Below are 16,962 nucleotides of genomic sequence, written 5' to 3'. Positions count from 1 at the left end.
TGAGCGCTTGCCAATGTTTTTGCTGTTATCTGATTAAAGCAATCTGCTTTGACCAGCTAACGACAACCATCAGCGACTGCATTATCTGCCACAGCACCAGGCGGATTTGGTACCTCCCTTTCTCAATAAGACATGACCAGAGTTGCCTTATCACTCCATGAGTACAACGTTATCTATTAACAACCTCTACACATTTCTACAACTTTGCGAACACCATGCTTAATAGAAGACGGCAGCAGTAGATATTCAAGGTACTGAATACCACTATAATATCGGTATTTTTCCACGTCGAGCATTTTTTACCAAAAGATTCACACCCAAATAACAGAGTCAATCAACCCTTCCAACAACCCACCAGAAGGCTCACAGCGCTGTTTACAGACTCTTTCACGCCTGCCTGCACCGTCCGTGAAGTATCTCGACTCATGTTAAATGTCAGGCAGGCCTGTCAATATTTGAGAAATAAACATCATAAAGGTACATTAACACTGATATGGGAAACCATGTGTTCCATCATAATAAGTTGCACAACGTGTTTGTCGGGCTCAATGTTGTCTGGTCATGATTAAAAAATGCACGACAGCTTTACACCAGATTCTGTTTTCACGGATGGCTTGTGGTTCTGAAAAGCCTACGCGTAGAAGGGCTCGATGTTTTCAACTGATACTGATAACAAATTAAGGGAACATGCCTTGAAACATTTAAAAATAGCTCATCTTTTAACCGGCCTGTTGGCATTTTTTTTCGTCATTGCCATCATGACCAACCTCTACCAGCCATCAACAGCCGCTGCCAACCCGACCAACCCGGTGGTTGCACTATTACTGATGGCCGCTTCATTAAATTTAATGACAGGAGCCTACCTGAGCAGACGCAATGGCTTCCAACGGTGGCTGCAGATAGCCGGGTCCGTCTTGCTGTTTTCAGCGCTCTTTGCAGCGGTTGGTTTCGCCTATAACAACACCCTGATGATCTCTGGCGTGACTCTCGACCAGATGACGCTGTTTTCAGTCAGCACCGGCACCCTGTTTCATGTTATTGCCAACCTGCCCGGCAGTTCCGGCTCAGCGGCGGAACCGCTTGATGACTCCGGACGGGAAACCGGCTCGGTCAAATGGTTCAATATCACCAAAGGGTTTGGCTTTATTACCCGTGATATGGGGGAAGATGTCTTTGTCCATTACCGTGCCATACGTGGTGAAGGACACCGAACCCTGAGTGAAGGACAGCGGGTTGAGTTTATTGTGGTTGAAAGGGACAAAGGCCTTCAGGCGGAAGATGTGATTGCCGCACCGAAAGGAAGATAGGCATTCCGGTCTTCTGGCTGGCAAACGTTATTCCGGCCAGAAGAATCCAGAGCCGTCTAATCATCAATCAATAGTGGGGAGGAGGTAACTCTTCCTGGCTTTCCAGCTGTTCAGCCACCATCTCTTCAAATTGCTTTTTCAGTTGCGCCATGGCTTCTGTTAACCGGTCAATATCTTTCTGCTGCCGGGTAACCACTTCATTCAATTGAGCAATCGTATCCTCCTGAAAACTCAACTGGGTTTGCAGCTCAAGCAGTTCATCTTGCATCGTTTGTTACTCCCACAGGCAGCCAGCCAAACCACTTCCGGTCATTAAACAAGATCGATTACAGGCAACCGGAAGCAGATTAATCTGCGCAGTCTACTCCTTGAGCTTCTGCCTTCCAAATTTACCTTACCTGTTAAGCCCACTGGAAAGAAGGCATATCGGTAATGCCCGTTTTCAGCTTGTGCATCACCTCTGCGAGCTGTTCATCCGTATAAGGCCGGGCTGGATGCCTGCCCCACACCGGCGCTGGCCAGGCAGCATCCGCCGTGAAACGGACGACATGATGCACATGCAGCTGTCGAACCACGTTACCCAACGCGGCCACATTCATCTTGTCTGCACAGAACAGCACCTGCAGCATTTCCGCCAGATATGAGGATTCGAAAAGCAGCTGTTGCTGGGCCGCCTCATCCAACTGATAAATCTCTTCCACCCCCTGGATACGGGGAACCAGGATAAACCAGGGATACTGGCTATCGTTCATTAGCAAAAGGCGACAAACAGGAAAATCACCAATAACCACACTGTCTCTTGCCAGCTGGGGATCCAGTTCAAAGCTACTCACGGTACAGCCCATCCAGAGAAAATAGAATAGAGAAGGTATTTTTCAGAACAACCAATCAACAACAGGGGATTTTGCAACAGCGGTTGGTATAATAACCGATTGGCCTTAAAATGCCGCATTAATTGACGTCAAATTTTGACACGCTTTTTTTGAACAGCCTGGTAAATGAGCACATGAGAACCAGTCAGTATCTGATTCCAACCCTTAAGGAGACGCCTGCCGATGCCGTGGTCATCAGCCACCAGCTGATGTTGCGTGCCGGTATGATCCGCAAACTGGCATCCGGCCTCTATACCTGGTTGCCTCTGGGTCTCAGGGTCCTGCAAAAAGTAGAAAACATTGTTCGTGAAGAGATGAACCGCTCTGGCGCACTGGAGACCCTGATGCCCGCCGTTCAACCGGCGGAACTGTGGCAGGAAACCGGTCGCTGGGATCAATTTGGCGCTGAACTGCTGCGTTTTCAGGATCGCCACGGTCGTGATTTTGTGATTGGCCCAACCCATGAAGAAGTCATTACTGACATTGCCCGTAACGAGTTGAACAGCTACAAGCAGCTGCCAATCAACCTGTACCAGATCCAGACCAAATTCCGTGACGAGCGTCGCCCACGTTTCGGCCTGATGCGCGGCCGCGAATTCCTGATGAAAGATGCCTATTCATTCCATGCCACTGAAGCGTGTCTGCAGGCAGAGTATCAGAATATGCACACGACCTACTGCCGCATCTTTGACCGCCTGGGTCTTGAATACCGTGCAGTGCAGGCTGACAGCGGTGCCATTGGCGGCAGTGGTTCCCAGGAGTTCCATGTACTGGCCGAGTCCGGTGAAGATGCCATCGTATTCAGCGACCAGAGCGACTATGCAGCCAACATTGAGAAAGCAGAAGCTATTGCCCCTGCAGGTGAACGCCCTGCCCCCTCTGAAGCGATGACACTGGTGGACACTCCGGATGCCCGGGCCATCGATCAACTGGTAGAACAGTTCAACCTGCCTGTTGAAAAAACCATCAAGACCCTGATTGTTGCGGCTGCAGAAGACGCTGACAGCGAGTTCATTGCCCTGCTGATCCGTGGCGACCACGAGCTTAACGAAGTCAAGGCGGAAAACCTTGCGGATGTGGCTGCTCCCCTGCGCTTTGCCACCGAAGAAGAAGTTAAAAACATCATGGGTGCCGGCCCTGGCTCACTTGGCCCGGTTAACTGCCCAATCCCGGTGATTGTCGATCGAACCGTAGCGAAAATGGCCGACTTTGGTGCCGGTGCCAATATCGAAGGCAAACACTACTTCGGCATCAACTGGGAGCGTGACTGCACCTTCAGCCGCGTTGAAGACCTGCGCAATATTCAGGAAGGTGACCCAAGCCCCTGCGGTAAAGGACAGCTGTTTATCAAGCGTGGTATCGAAGTTGGCCATATTTTCCAGCTGGGTACCAAATACAGCGAATCCATGAACGCCACGGTTCTCAGTGAAAATGGCAAGAGCATTCCGCTGGCCATGGGCTGCTATGGCATCGGCGTTTCCAGAACCGCCGCCGCCGCCATTGAACAGAATTACGATGACCGTGGCATTATCTGGCCGGAAGCCATCGCGCCTTTCCAGATCGCCCTGGTACCTCTGAAGATTGAAAAATCCGAAGCAGTCCGTGAAGCGGCCGAAAAACTCTACCAGGAACTGACCACAGCAGGCTTTGAAGTGCTGATGGACGACAGAAAAGCCAGCCCCGGAGTGAAGTTTGCCGATATGGAGCTTATCGGTATTCCGCACCGCGTGGTTCTCAGTGACCGTGGCCTGGCGGATGGCATGGTGGAATACAAGCACCGGACTGCAAACGATAAAGAAGATATTCAGCTCAGTGAAATTATCGAACTGCTTAAAGAACGCACAAAACGCTAACGGTACTTTAACTGCTGACAGCCTTTTACCCGTGATAAGTAGTTGGCCAAATGGAATCGTATATTTCTGGCTAAGTGGGCAGTTACTATGCAAGGCACAACGCAGGGAGCATAGCCTTAGCTATGTGACCGGAGTTGTAACGCCGCACGACTGCATGGATGCAGGAGCTAGAGCAACGCAGGAGCAGTTGCCGGGAGTGACTGTCCACTTAGTAAGAAAATAGGATTTCATTTGGTTAACTACTTAAGTAGCTTGCTGAAAACTGCCACCCCCAAAGCCCGATTCCGGGCTTTGGGAATTGTGGCCGTTCTTGTCATGGCTCTTGTTATGCCAGCAGCCAGTCAGGCGGAATGGCACGACCCGATTTTACAGGAAGTGCTGTCACGCTCACTGGATCAACCCAGCAGCTTTGACGATCAGTTTGACGCCGAGGTCTGGCTGGTTGATATGTCTGCCCGTCTGGCCCGGTTTATTAAAGACCCGGACCTTCGGCTTGAGGTGCTCAGGATGATTCACTTCGAAGCATCCAAGGTAGATTTACAACCGGAGCTGGTGCTGGCACTGATTCAGACAGAATCTGCCTTTGACCAGTATGCAGTGTCTTCGGCTGGTGCCCTGGGTTTAATGCAGATTATGCCGTTCTGGAAAAATGTTATTGGCCGGGATAAGGACAACCTCATCACCATTCAGACCAACCTGCGCTATGGCTGCACCATTCTCAGTTATTACCTTAAGAAAGAAAATGGCAATCTGACCAGGGCTCTGGCCCGATATAATGGCAGCCTGGGCAAAACCTGGTATCCGGAGCGCGTACTGACCAACTGGGAACGTCACTGGGTTGTGAATTAACCCGTGGTAAACGAGTCAAACGCCTGCAGCGACTCTTCGGTAATGGAAATATTAACCACCCTGGCCAGAGGTGGTCCTTTATGAAGCCACTCTTCCAGCCTGGCAACGGCTTCTTCTGAGCCACACATCAACACTTCAACCCGTCCATCCGGCAGATTTCTTGCCCAGCCACCGATGCCCAGGCGACGGGCTCGCTCCTGGGTTGAGCCTCGAAACCAGACACCCTGAACCCTGCCTTCAACAAAGGCTCTTTTGCATACATCAGCCATTGGACGAGGTTTCCTGTAATTGGTGTTTACTTAACTTGTGAATCTGCTCTTCAAGGCTTTTCCTGGTCTGTGGTCCAAACAGTTTGCTCACCACTTTACCTTCTGGCGAAATAATATATGTGGCGGGCAACACTTGGGGAGGAGGCTCGTTCAACACCGTCAGTGGCGACTCCCGAAGCACCGGAAAGAGAATATCCAGGGCTTTTGCCTTCTTGATTAACGCCTCCCCCTGACTGTTGTCAAAATCAACGCCCAGCACCCTGACCTGACCATCATTGGCCAGCTCATTCAGCTCCGGAATCTCTTCCCGGCAAGGGTCACACCATTCTGCCCAGAAATTCAACGCGAGCCATTGACCATTTTCGCTGGCAATAGCAACAGGGTTGCCGTTTAAATCCGCAAAAGTCACTGGCTTGCTACAGGCCACAAGAGCACCCAACAGTACAACCACCAGAAAGTATTCCAATGTTCTTGTTATCCTCACGAATACCTCCGAAAAAACATTCATCGGGAAGGACGCACAATGTTATGCAACTCCCGTTTAACTCGCTCTACCTGCTGCTCATAACAAGAGCCAGAACCACGCCCATCCACCGGGCTCCACAAAGTTCCGGCTTACCAGACAGACGCAATTCAGTATTAGCCAGAGACAGCACCTGATCAAGTTGACCAAAAGCTGCCAAAACCCGCTATTTAGACAGTAACTGATCCAGCGAACAGTCCAGCGCTTCCAGTCTGGCACTGTTTACTGTCTGCAACCTCTGAATCAGATCAGATAACCAGTTCGGATCATCAGCGATAAGAATATTCCGGAGCTGCTCATCCTGAGGCATCGGCCAGGGCAACTGCTCACAGAAAGTAAACAGACTGATGTGTCTGAGATCCCTGGCAAGGAGCCATTCGCCGTCATCGCTCTTGCTGATCAACCCCATTGCCATCAGCCGGGCAGTATGCCCCTCCCAATCATCAAGAGAAACCGGAAGATCACGTTTGCGCAGGTCGCTGTAATGCAACCCCCGTCCCTGCTCAAACTTTTCCTGCAACTGCTTAAGGATTAATAAAATCGAGATTAACGGGTGTGGCCGCTCACCACCGGCCTGTTTGCCATAAAGATCCAGGGATCGAACCAGCACCGCACCAAACAGCACCATCAGCCAGCTTAGATACACCCAGAGCAGAAACAGAGGCACAGCGGCAAAAGCACCGTAAATCAGCTGATAGGTAGGCGACAGAGTAATAAATAAGGTAAAGCCTGCCTTGGCCAGTTCAACCAGAATGGCCACAAAAACCGCACCGACCAAAGCATGACGAACCGGCACTTTTCTGTTGGGCACCGCCGTATACAGCAGGGTAAGAACCAATGTACTGAGAACAACCGGCATAAGGCGCAAAAGCCACTGCTCTGCGCCCAGTATGGCCGTGGTATGAGAAACCAGTTTGAAGGATGCCAGATAAGAAGTCGTAAGAAACCCGGCACTCAATAGCACAGGCCCCAGGCTGAGGATGGCCCAGTACAGCAGAAAACCGGTCATGCCACGGCGCACATGCGCCACCTGCCAGATAGTATTCAATGCCTTATCAATGGTTCTCAGCATCAGAAAGGAAGTGACCAGCAGGAAAGCGATACCGATACTGGTTAATTTTCTTGCCTGTTGGGAAAAATCGTTCAGATAAGATTGAACCATCTCCCCCGTCGAAGGCACAAAACTGGTAAAGATAAAGTTCTGAATGGTGTCTCCAACATCCTGAAGACTGGGCACCGCTGACAGGATACTGTAGGTGACCGTCATCAGTGGCACCACGGCGAACAGCGTCGTATAGGTCAGTGCCGCGGCATTTTCAATGCAGCGGTTATCTAGAAAGCGTTTAATAACCGCCGTGAAAAAACTCTGGAAGGATGACCAGAATTGCAGTACCGGTGCCATGATGAACTCCCTGTCAAACGAGAGATAAGTGTACCGAATTCAGAGGCTGAAAGGGACAGGTTTACTTCCTGACTATACATCCGACATCTATTACAAATGATTTGCAGAGCATCCACAGAGATTGGTAGGCTTTGCGGAAAATATCTATAGTCCTCCAGGCAAGGTCATCATGAGCATTACTATCTTTCACAATCCACGCTGTTCCAAATCCCGTCAAACCCTGAGCATTCTGGAAGAGCAGGGAATCAGTCCTGAGGTGGTGCTGTACCTGGAAAGCCCGCCGGATGCGGATCAGCTGAGAGCCATTCTGGGCAAACTGGGCATCAATGCCCGGAACCTGCTTCGTAAAGGTGAACAGGAGTTCAAGGATAATAACCTCAAAGATCCATCCCTGACGGAAGAGCAACTGATCAACGTTATGTGCGAGTTTCCCAGATTGATTGAGCGCCCCATTGTGGTCAACGGCGAAAAAGCCAGAATTGGCCGCCCTCCTGAGTCCGTGCTTGAGATCCTCTGACAATGCAGCAAAAAGCCAACCAAATCTACCAAGTCTGCCTTGCCCTCTATGCTGGCCTGATTCTCTCTCTGCTGGCAGAAACCTGGTGGTTGAATCCGCCACAGGGTTCGATCCTTGGTATCTCGGCCCTGCAGATACTGCCACTGCTGTTGCCACTTCCCGGCCTTCTGAAGCGTGGCCTGAGAGCAGCCTCCTGGCTCTGTTTTATCCTTTGCTTTTATTTTATCAGCGGCGTTCTTGATGCCTGGTTCAGGCCGGAACAACCCCAGGGCTGGCTGATCACCGGATTCAGCGTACTGCTATTTATTACTTCCATGATGTTTGTGCGCTGGCAGGCTCAGGCGAACAGGTTAGTGGAGAGTTAGTACCGATACAGGCTCACTCCCTTTTCGGTCCGGGCCTGATGATAACTGCAACTCAATATGCCCGGACGCCGTGCCAGTTTCACTTTTCAGGTAGTCGTATCTGGCCTTTTGCAAACTCTCCAGTTGATCAGGCATCTTTGGCCAGTTTTTCAACAACCAGCTTTCGGCTTGCTGAAACCTCTGCCCGGGTGATTGTTCACCCACTTCGGGAATTTTCTGGTGACGACGGGTAGCCAGATACATTTGCTCCACAAGCGATGCCCGCACCCCGGGTGGAATAGTGATCATCTCAGCAGGCTCCACTGAACTGGTCGCTGCGTACAGTTCCAGCAATGCCTTTTCCAGTTCATAACGTGAGAGCTCGGGCCAATCTCTGGATTCAGAAACACCCACATTAACCAACACATTCAACTTTGGTCTCTCGATAAGCGCTTTCTTAAGGTTTACCAGATTTTTTTGTGATCGCTGTGTTAATGTCGCTTTACCCGCTTCATGGTAAAGCACAGGTTCAAGTGCATGACCGCTGGTATGGGAAAGGTAGTCGAACGGAGCTTGGACAATGGCCATAACACGTTGCTCAACCGCCCGATAGATACGCTGTGGTAATCTCGATTTATCGGACTCAAGTGAAAACGGGATAGCCGCTCTACCTGACGAATCGGTTATCAGGGCTTTTAATAAATGGATGGATGAAACCGGCAGGCTGTTTGCGATCTTTTTTGCCTGCCAGTCAGAAATATCAAGCTGACCTGTATGATTTTGACTGTTATAACTCAAGTCAAATTGGCTACCCTGCATATCATAACCGGCAACAGCCGAATACTTTTTTAAAGGACCTGCAAGACGAGCATCGTTGAGCTGAAACGCAAAATCATTATCAGAGCCGGATAATCGACCACTCAACTGCAAATCCCCGATGTTGGCCAGTGCAGCACTGAACTGATAGGTTCGGGAATTTTTTTCTTTCCCCGACATACCATCGGCAACCAGCCTTCCATTTACGCTTTCAAATACCCAGGGTGAATGGCCATTTGCCAGTTCAAGACGACTGTCGTTAATATCAAACGAAGTAATACCAGCCGGTAAGGCTGGCATTAACTGAACCGGACATTCTCCTGCCAGTGTTTCTGGCACTCTCAGATCAAGACCTGAAATAGCCAGCTCTGCCGTAGATTGTGCAGGATCATTGCCATGGAATTGCAGGTTATTCAGATGCCACTGCTGCCATTGGGCAGATAGTCCCGACCACAAGAGCTGCCCACTGCGCCCTTCTGCATTGCCTTTCAGAATCAGGCCGCCCGGCTTATCCCAGGACAGTGATAATGTGGCACTCACTGTCCCGGAAAAACGGTCATTGGCAGACAGTTCATTATTCTGCGTCGCCAATACATTAAGAGGCACAGCTTTAACCAGCGCGGACAAAGGCAGTTCGACCAGCCTCACTTCACCATCCAGCAAGCCTTTACTGACCTGATAAACGCCTGAGAAACTCCAGCTCTCACCATCACGGTTATCTGAATGAATCCTGATTCTGCCACCCTCTTCTTTCGCCAGCGTCAGCTGGTCAACAAAGAGTGGCTGATCTATTCCGGTGATAGAAAGGCGGCCACGATTGATGGACAGCCTTTGAAAGAGCGTCGGCAGAGGCAAGGCAATCAACTCCGGATCAATAGCGATGCTGACATCATCCAGTTCAATCCCACTTAACGATTCAATATTCTCACCAAACCACGCCCCCCACCAATGGCGATAGTTCAACACGACACTGACCTTCTGAGCAGTGAACTGAATCCCTTGCTCTTCCACCCGAATATCACTGCCGGTCAATCGGCGCTGCCATGGATCAAAAGTAATGTCTTTACCAGGCAGGCGTTGCCCGGTCTGTTGGTGAAGGCTGTTCAAAACCCGATCAGAAACCCGGGCAAACCACCACCCAGAAATAGAAAGCCCCCCCAGAAAAAGCAGCCCCAAAAGCCCCACAAACTGAAAACCACCAACCTTTCTCAACCACATAGGCCAGCTCCAAACCTGATGACCACTCCTTAACCCTAAAAATTCCGCAAAAACCAAACCCCAAGGTTTTCACCACACTTGATGCGGAATTTTATGGTCACCACCTCATGACTTCCTTAACAAAGGGGATGGTGAGCTTGCGCTTGGCGCGCAGAGAGGCACTGTCCAGTTTATGCAACAAGGTAAACAGGTTGCCCATATCCCGGGAACCACGGTGAATAATAAAGCGGGCAACGTCATCACTCAGGTCAAAGCCACGGTAATGAGCCCGAAGCTTGAGCGCTGCGACTTTATCCCGATCATCCAGTGGATGCACCTGAAATACCATGCCCCAGCCAAGGCGGGAAACCAGGTCCTGAAGTTGAATTCCCAGAGCCCTGGGAGGATTGTCCGCCGCCACCAGAAACCGGGTTCTGGAGTCCCGGAGCCGGTTAAACAGATCAAACAGCGCTTCTTCCCACTCATCGATACCGGCAACCTCACCAATATCGTCAAGACACACCAGCTGCAGCCGCTCAATACCTTCCAGAAGCTTTGGCGAGTAGTGAACCAGCTCTTTCATGGGCAGATAAATGCTTCGCCCGCTGCGCCGGTCCACCTGATGACAGGCCGCCTGAAGCAGATGGCTGCAGCCGACCCCTTTGGGGCCGTAGAGGAAAATAAACTGCTCGGATTCGATGCCGGGAACCGATCTATCCATATCCAGAAGATTGACCAGCGTCTCATTTCGCCCACTGTAGAAGTTGGCGAACGTGGCATCGTCTCTTAACTGGACACTGAGCGGTAGCTGCACAGGCAAACTCATAATGGACATCAAATCCGTAAAGGTAGTGTGATACTGACAACAAAACTGCAACATTACAAAAGACAGTAACACAATAAAACCGTTCAATTATCAACCGGTATTGACTGATATCAATAGACCGGTCAATAAATCGTCTTCAGCCCTGCTTTGCAACCGCTACGACACTAAGTAGTTAACCAAATGAAATCGTATTTTCTGACTAAGTGGGCAGTCACTCTGCGGCGTTACAACTACGGTCACATAGCTACGGCTATGCTCCCTACGTTGTGCCTTGCATAGTAACTGCCCACTTAGCCAGAAATATACGATTCCATTTGGCCAACTACTTATATGGGCTGTTTGTTAACAGAGAAAGAGTATGACAACAACAGGACAACAAAAGTGTATCAGTCTTTCTCTTCGGCTGCTCCGGCATGGCAAAGATTGCTGGCCTTGTCGTTTCTATGCAGGTGGTGCAAGAGTACCATAATTATCTCGGCCTTGGGCAGGCCTATAAGCAAGTAGTAACTTCAAAGGCGATAGTTATATACCCCAGGATTCTTCATGAAACCAATCCACAGAATCAACCGGAGATGGACTGCCCCATGTCAGGAACCAATCTTCACGATCTTCAGTTTCATATTCAGATCTATAAAAGGCCCGGAGTTCTTCCTCGTTATCCACAAGGATGGGTAATTGAGTCTGAGCACAATAGTTTTTCAAATTTGCCGACAGGGGAAGCTGATCAAAACCTCTATCTAACATCTGTCGTTGAATGACTCGACGACACTGGCTTTTCAGAGAAAAAAAAGTTTCTGGTAGTTCAGGCGATAAAAGATCCCCATACCTTTCTTTTAATAATGTTAATACCGTCTTGTAGTGAGAAACATCAATGCCTCGCAATGAGCAATACTTATCGACATCCTTAAACGACAAAAAGTTCTTCGGCATTTTGTCGTACAAATACCTGAGTACGGACTCATTCCCATACACAGCTGCAAACAAAAAAACCAGCCCTTCGTTTTGACAGGTCGCTTTTTCCCAGCCTTCACCCAGCAAAACTCGAATATACTGCAAGCACCCATTCTTGATGGCTATTATCAGCGGAAACCAGGCATTCATGTCGCATTGATCAACAGGAGCCCCATGTTCAATCAGCAACACCAGTAGATCGGGTCTCTCAGCACCATCATCATTAACCAGTATATTGAGGGCCGATAATTCGAACAGATTAACCAATGTCACATCTGCCTGATAATCAAGCAACAATCTGACAATATCCTCATTTTTTGTCTTGCAGGCTTTCATCAGGCTTGTCCAGCCATTCACATCCCGGGCATTAACGTCTGCCCCTGAACGCACTAGCAGATCTACAGCATCGGCATTACCCTCTTGTGCCGCCACATGCAAAGCATTCGAACCCAAAACCCTGTTAATCTCAACCGTCTCAACCTTGAGTATAATCCTGGCAAGCTCCAGAAAATTTCTTTCAATCGCCAGCATTAAAGGAGTACACCAACGACGCGAAGTTTTACTGATTACCTCCATATTAAAATCAAGAAGAGGCTCGTGGATTAGGGATTGGACCACTTCACTATCATTATTTTCGATAGCGGTGAGTAAACATTCGGCAGCATGACCTCCATCACTATTTAACTCAGACTCCCTGCCCCACTGCTTTGCCTCCCCCTGCGACAAAAGCGCTGGCATCCTCTTTTTGCCACACTTGGAAGGTTCATTATTTTCACAGGGGCAAATGGTCAAATCGGGTAAGGAAACCGACCTTCTGACCGGTTCACCAATCTCTGAAAAACGATTGCTCAAGCCAGGGCAGGTCGGGGTATTTTCCAGAGACCAAAGTGACCGGCTAAAACACGATAATGGTTTAGTATTTCTGGCTACAGGAGCTACAACCTGTGCATCCCCGGTATTGCTTTGATACCGCAAATAACTCCAGCCGGTTGTGCAAGAACTATCACTACTAATCACATGGACCACCGCATAGCGTAACTCTGACGGCAAACAGTCAGGAGCCTGTCAGTAGGACCAACTGTAGCGCATAGTTGCCGAAGAGTCAGAACCCGGTGCAACCGGCCGGAGGTTTCGACCCAGGGCCAGGGCATCGGCCAACTGGCTTTCAGAGCCATCAATAACCAGCTCCAACTCAATCGTTGAACCTGCCACCCGATGAACAGACACATCACGAATGGCGGTTATCCGCTCAAGGTATTTATTCAGGGCGGCATAATCGTCCAGACTGGCAACATTCTCAACCACCAGCAGAGTCTTGCCACTGGCATCGGAGACATTAATGGCATAGTGACGGGACAAGGTTGTGCCTACCAGATCAGCGGCCAGCTGTGTCAACGCAACAGCATCCAGGCCATTAACCGCCACAGACTGACTCATTCCCCGGAATATCAGCGTCAACCGACCATTGTAGCGTTCGTTTTGCGCCAGAGCGTCCGGTGACAGAGCACGGGACAAACGCCCGGTCAGAATCGATTCAGAACCATAACGCCGGGAAGCGTCCTGCAATTTGTGGGTAAAGCCGCCCCATACATCAACAGTTGAAATCGCCCCGGCATCTTCAAAGTCCATCAAAGGAAAGAGTACCGGCAAGCCCCGCCCCTGAAAGCTCTCGGCAAACACCGCGGGTAGTGTCCCTGAAGCATTGACGATTGAGCGCTGCCCACCGCTCTCCATCGCCAGCCACACCAGTGTCGATGGTCTGCTCTGTCCCCAGATGGCAACACCGGCACTGCGCAGCAGGCGGTTAATTGCCTGGTCATCAAATACCGCCTGCAAATACTGCTGACGGTTGAGGGAGGACGCCTGATCAGCAGAAGAGCTGCGGAAACCAAACTTGCGAATATAGGCTTCCGGCTTGGCCAGTGCACTTTTTACCACACTGTTGGCCAGTACCTCACGCTGTCCAGCCACTTTCACCAGCACCTCCGCCAGAGCCTGGGACATGGCATCCGCCCGCTCCTGATAACTTTGTCCGGACACTGGCACTTCCTGACTGTATAACCCTTTGACCAAGGCTGCATGGGTATTTTCAGGCAATATGGAAAATACCAGAAGACCCACCACCAGAGTGGCCGCCTTAACGGCTGAACGGGCTTCAGGGGCAGACAAGAAGGTCAGCGGACTGATCAGGTTTTGCAGGAGAGCGTTGCATCGCTTAGCCACAGGCATCAATAAAATCCTGTACATAAAAATCAAATGAACATCATTCTGCCATAAATCCGGCAAAAAATACTGCATTTGCCAACGTCTGGACAACTGCGGGCATTGAAAATGCACTATGGTAATCACTTCTAACCCTGAAATCAGATCCAAATTACCAAAAATTACCACCAGACATCAGCGACAATGCGGTAACAGCATTGCGATAAATACCGCAGCCTCCTAGAATAGCCGCCTTCATCCACCCAAACCGTGTTGGACTGAACACCGCCCCCGGTCAGTGAACAGTCCGGATTAAAACACTGTCGGCACCGCCGGTGGTAACAAGCTCTGGCAACAAGCGGATTGATATCAATGAACAAATCGGATTCCAGAACCTCCCTGAGTTACAAGGATGCAGGTGTCGATATCGACGCTGGCAACGCTCTGGTTGAGCGCATTAAACAGGTAGCAAAGGCCACCTCCCGCCCTGAGGTAATGGGTGGCCTGGGCGGTTTTGGAGCGCTGTGCCAACTGCCAGCCGGGTATAAAGAACCGGTTCTGGTTTCCGGCACCGATGGCGTGGGTACCAAACTGAAGCTGGCCATGGACCTGGGGATGCATGACCATATTGGCATCGATCTGGTGGCCATGTGCGTCAACGACCTGCTGGTTTGTGGTGCCGAACCGCTGTTCTTTCTGGACTATTACGCCACCGGCCAATTAAATGTCGATGTGGCTGAACGCGTGGTCACCGGGATTGGCAAAGGCTGTGAACAGTCTGGCTGCGCCCTGATCGGGGGTGAAACGGCGGAGATGCCCGGGATGTACCACGGTGACGATTACGATCTGGCGGGTTTCTGTGTCGGCGTGGTTGAAAAGTCTGAAATCATTGATGGCAGCAACGTCTCCCCCGGTGACGTGTTAATCGGTTTGAAATCCAGCGGACCACACTCCAACGGTTACTCACTGATCCGCAAGGTTCTGGAAGTAGCCGGTTCAGACCTCAGCGCCCCGCTGGCAGGCAAGCCTCTGGCAGAACACCTGATGGCACCAACCCGCATTTACGTCAAATCACTGCTGCAGCTGCAAAAGGAACTGCCGATCCACGCCATGGCCCACATCACCGGGGGCGGCTTGCCAGAGAATCTGCCAAGGGTTATTCCCAAAGGCTGTCGTGCGGTGATCAACACACAGAGTTGGGAAATCCCGGCCGTCTTCCGTTTCCTGCAGGAAAAAGGCAATATTGAGACCTTTGAACTGTACCGTACCTTCAACTGTGGTATCGGTATGGTGCTCTGCATCCCACAAAACCATCGGGAGCAGGCAATCAGGCGTCTGGAAGCGCTGGGAGAAGAAAGCGTCATTATCGGCCATATTGAATCCGCAGACAGCGATGGCGATCCTGTGGTATTTCACTAACCGTCCTGACCAATATCTGGCCCGGGTGCCATGTCACTCTGGCCAACCGGATTCCAATCACAAAACCATTGAAAGCATTCAGGAAACAGCAGTGAGCGAGAAAAAGCGAGTTGTCGTTCTGTTATCAGGCAACGGCAGTAATCTTCAGGCACTTCTGGATCAAGAACATCACTACAGTTATCAAATTGTCGGGGTCGTCAGCAACGTACCAGAGGCTTACGGGCTGGAAAGGGCCAGACAGCACAAAGTGGCTGCCCTTGGCCTGGACTACAAAATCTTTTCCTCCCGGGGTGCCTTTGACCAGAGACTCGTCGAAGAGGTTAATCGCTTTGAGCCGGACCTGGTGGTACTGGCCGGATATATGAAAATTCTAAGCCCCGAGTTTGTGGAAAAATTCGCTGGCAGATTGATCAATGTTCACCCATCCCTGCTCCCGGAATACAAAGGTCTTGGCACCTATCGCCGGGTACTTGCGGATAAAAAAAACCGCCATGGCTGTACTGTTCACTTTGTCACACCAGAACTGGACAGCGGTGCCCATATCATTCAGGCTTCAATGAGTGTCGGGCCCGGCGATAATGAAGAGGGTCTGAAACAACGTGTCCAGGCCATGGAGCACCAGATTTACCCCCTGGCCGTACATCTGATCACCTCCGGCAGGCTGCAACTGAAGGGTGACAACGTGCTATTGGATGACCACCCTGTTGACCCACTGGGCTATCAACTGCAGGAAAACGCCCTGGAACTGGCATGATCAATCCGATTCATACGCTTTTTCATCGCCACACAGTGAGCATGAAAGATTCCATAACAACCCATCCCGGCAACTATGGCCCGGGCACTCTGAGAGCGGCACTTGCCCTGACCCTGGTGCTGGCGGGCAATACCGGCTTTGCTGCCTCCCAGACGAAAAAACCGGATAGCGCTTTCACGCTCAAGCCATACTCCGCAACCTATAAAGCATCCATCAAGGGGATGCCCTTTGGTGGCTCCGGCGAAAGATCCCTGAGACAAAATGCTGATGGCACCTGGACCCTTGAGTTCAGTGCCGATGCGGCATTTTTCGGGATGAAAGAGACCAGCCATTTTGCCAGTCAAGGTGTAAAACTGATCGCCAGCCAATACGTGCAACAAAGAACGGGGCTGGGCAACAAACCAACGGAATATGCCACCTTTGACTGGTCCAGCAATAAGGTCAACTGGCAACAGGGGGACCGGCAGTGGTCGATGGACCTGAAACCGGAAACCCTGGACAACCTGAGTTACCAGCTGAAACTGCGTATGGATCTGGCGGCTGCCCATGGCCAACCACTAAGCTATGACGTTGCCGATGACGATGAAGTCTATCAACGCCAATTCACCATCGAAGGTGAAGAGATATTAAAAACGGACCTTGGCAACCTGAAAACCGTCAGAGTCAAAATACACAGAGACAGTGATGAACGGGCCACCTGGATCTGGTTTGCCAAAAACCATGACTACTTTCTGGTAAAGCTGCTGCAGGAAGAAAAAGGCACGGCCTATACCATTGAGATCAAAGAGGCTGCCATTGACGGCAAGCCACTGAAAAAGAAACCAACCACCAAACTGTCAGAACGCCCCAAACATCCCTGAT

Annotated in this window: 19 protein-coding genes; 9 read left to right on the top strand and 10 right to left on the bottom strand. The window is 50.6% G+C overall.

Going from position 1 to position 16,962, the window contains the following annotated elements:
* Nucleotides 1-1,046: 1,046 nt before the first annotated feature.
* Complete coding sequence (locus tag ACO6UX_RS24680; RefSeq protein ID WP_332328248.1) at nt 1,047-1,307, top strand: cold-shock protein; 261 nt, start codon at nt 1,047-1,049, stop codon at nt 1,305-1,307.
* A gap of 67 nt (nt 1,308-1,374) precedes the next feature.
* Here the strand turns inward: ACO6UX_RS24680 and ACO6UX_RS24675 are convergent, their stop codons facing one another.
* Complete coding sequence (locus ACO6UX_RS24675; protein WP_209202664.1) at nt 1,375-1,575, bottom strand: SlyX family protein; 201 nt, start codon at nt 1,573-1,575, stop codon at nt 1,375-1,377.
* Between the two features lie 133 nt (nt 1,576-1,708).
* A complete protein-coding gene (locus ACO6UX_RS24670; protein WP_422451028.1) occupies nt 1,709-2,152 on the bottom strand; it encodes an HIT domain-containing protein in 444 nt (147 codons plus the stop codon).
* Nucleotides 2,153-2,313: 161 nt separating this feature from the next.
* On the opposite strand from ACO6UX_RS24670, the gene ACO6UX_RS24665 reads away from it, so the two are divergent.
* Together ACO6UX_RS24665 and ACO6UX_RS24660 are read left to right on the top strand one after the other, a co-directional pair.
* Nucleotides 2,314-4,032 (top strand): proline--tRNA ligase, encoded by a 1,719-nt coding sequence (locus tag ACO6UX_RS24665; RefSeq protein ID WP_422451026.1) that lies wholly within the window; start codon nt 2,314-2,316, stop codon nt 4,030-4,032.
* A 231-nt stretch (nt 4,033-4,263) separates the two neighbouring features.
* Nucleotides 4,264-4,881: a lytic transglycosylase domain-containing protein gene (locus ACO6UX_RS24660; protein WP_422451025.1), complete on the top strand. Its 618-nt coding sequence runs from the start codon at nt 4,264-4,266 to the stop codon at nt 4,879-4,881.
* Here the strand turns inward: ACO6UX_RS24660 and ACO6UX_RS24655 are convergent.
* From ACO6UX_RS24655 to ACO6UX_RS24640, 4 genes are all read right to left on the bottom strand, one after another.
* Nucleotides 4,878-5,150: an acylphosphatase gene (locus ACO6UX_RS24655; RefSeq protein WP_422451024.1), complete on the bottom strand. Its 273-nt coding sequence runs from the start codon at nt 5,148-5,150 to the stop codon at nt 4,878-4,880. The genes ACO6UX_RS24660 and ACO6UX_RS24655 overlap by 4 nt on opposite strands.
* Complete coding sequence (locus ACO6UX_RS24650) at nt 5,143-5,616, bottom strand: TlpA family protein disulfide reductase (protein WP_422451022.1); 474 nt, start codon at nt 5,614-5,616, stop codon at nt 5,143-5,145. The genes ACO6UX_RS24655 and ACO6UX_RS24650 overlap by 8 nt, the downstream gene beginning before the upstream one ends.
* A gap of 85 nt (nt 5,617-5,701) precedes the next feature.
* Nucleotides 5,702-5,833 (bottom strand): hypothetical protein, encoded by a 132-nt coding sequence (locus ACO6UX_RS24645; RefSeq protein WP_422451020.1) that lies wholly within the window; start codon nt 5,831-5,833, stop codon nt 5,702-5,704.
* A 6-nt stretch (nt 5,834-5,839) separates the two neighbouring features.
* Nucleotides 5,840-7,075 (bottom strand): YihY family inner membrane protein, encoded by a 1,236-nt coding sequence (locus ACO6UX_RS24640; RefSeq protein WP_422451019.1) that lies wholly within the window; start codon nt 7,073-7,075, stop codon nt 5,840-5,842.
* Between the two features lie 169 nt (nt 7,076-7,244).
* On the opposite strand from ACO6UX_RS24640, the gene arsC reads away from it, so the two are divergent.
* Both arsC and ACO6UX_RS24630 read left to right on the top strand, forming a co-directional pair.
* On the top strand, nt 7,245-7,592 hold the full coding sequence (gene arsC / locus ACO6UX_RS24635) for an arsenate reductase (glutaredoxin) (protein WP_422451018.1): 348 nt from the start codon (nt 7,245-7,247) through the stop codon (nt 7,590-7,592).
* Nucleotides 7,593-7,594: 2 nt separating this feature from the next.
* A complete protein-coding gene (locus ACO6UX_RS24630) occupies nt 7,595-7,957 on the top strand; it encodes a DUF2069 domain-containing protein (protein WP_422451016.1) in 363 nt (120 codons plus the stop codon).
* Here the strand turns inward: ACO6UX_RS24630 and ACO6UX_RS24625 are convergent.
* From ACO6UX_RS24625 to ACO6UX_RS24615, 3 genes are all read right to left on the bottom strand, one after another.
* A complete protein-coding gene (locus ACO6UX_RS24625; protein WP_422451015.1) occupies nt 7,943-9,970 on the bottom strand; it encodes a hypothetical protein in 2,028 nt (675 codons plus the stop codon). The genes ACO6UX_RS24630 and ACO6UX_RS24625 overlap by 15 nt on opposite strands.
* A gap of 97 nt (nt 9,971-10,067) precedes the next feature.
* A complete protein-coding gene (hda, locus tag ACO6UX_RS24620; protein ID WP_101746377.1) occupies nt 10,068-10,784 on the bottom strand; it encodes a DnaA regulatory inactivator Hda in 717 nt (238 codons plus the stop codon).
* Between the two features lie 513 nt (nt 10,785-11,297).
* On the bottom strand, nt 11,298-12,464 hold the full coding sequence (locus tag ACO6UX_RS24615) for an ankyrin repeat domain-containing protein (protein WP_422451014.1): 1,167 nt from the start codon (nt 12,462-12,464) through the stop codon (nt 11,298-11,300).
* 46 nt (nt 12,465-12,510) lie between these two features.
* Between ACO6UX_RS24615 and ACO6UX_RS24610 the strand changes: the two genes are divergently transcribed.
* A complete protein-coding gene (locus ACO6UX_RS24610) occupies nt 12,511-12,693 on the top strand; it encodes a hypothetical protein (RefSeq protein WP_422451012.1) in 183 nt (60 codons plus the stop codon).
* Between the two features lie 98 nt (nt 12,694-12,791).
* Here the strand turns inward: ACO6UX_RS24610 and ACO6UX_RS24605 are convergent, their stop codons facing one another.
* Nucleotides 12,792-13,955, bottom strand: a complete 1,164-nt coding sequence (locus tag ACO6UX_RS24605; protein WP_422451010.1) for a DUF2066 domain-containing protein — start codon at nt 13,953-13,955, stop codon at nt 12,792-12,794.
* A gap of 345 nt (nt 13,956-14,300) precedes the next feature.
* Here ACO6UX_RS24605 and purM point away from each other — a divergent pair, with 345 nt between their 5' ends.
* From purM to ACO6UX_RS24590, 3 genes are read left to right on the top strand one after another with little or no spacing between them, the layout of a single operon-like run.
* Nucleotides 14,301-15,347, top strand: a complete 1,047-nt coding sequence (purM, locus tag ACO6UX_RS24600) for a phosphoribosylformylglycinamidine cyclo-ligase (protein WP_422451008.1) — start codon at nt 14,301-14,303, stop codon at nt 15,345-15,347.
* Nucleotides 15,322-16,101, top strand: coding sequence for a phosphoribosylglycinamide formyltransferase (gene purN, locus ACO6UX_RS24595; protein WP_422451007.1), 780 nt, complete (start codon nt 15,322-15,324; stop codon nt 16,099-16,101). The genes purM and purN overlap by 26 nt, the downstream gene beginning before the upstream one ends.
* Nucleotides 16,098-16,961: a DUF3108 domain-containing protein gene (locus tag ACO6UX_RS24590; RefSeq protein ID WP_422451005.1), complete on the top strand. Its 864-nt coding sequence runs from the start codon at nt 16,098-16,100 to the stop codon at nt 16,959-16,961. Before purN ends, ACO6UX_RS24590 begins: the two co-directional genes overlap by 4 nt.
* Nucleotide 16,962 lies beyond the last annotated feature (1 nt).

Source organism: Endozoicomonas sp. ALB091 (genome assembly GCF_049310265.1).
GTDB lineage: Bacteria > Pseudomonadota > Gammaproteobacteria > Pseudomonadales > Endozoicomonadaceae > Endozoicomonas.
Note: the sequence above shows the minus strand (reverse complement) of the source record. Positions and strands in the feature narration are given on the sequence as shown.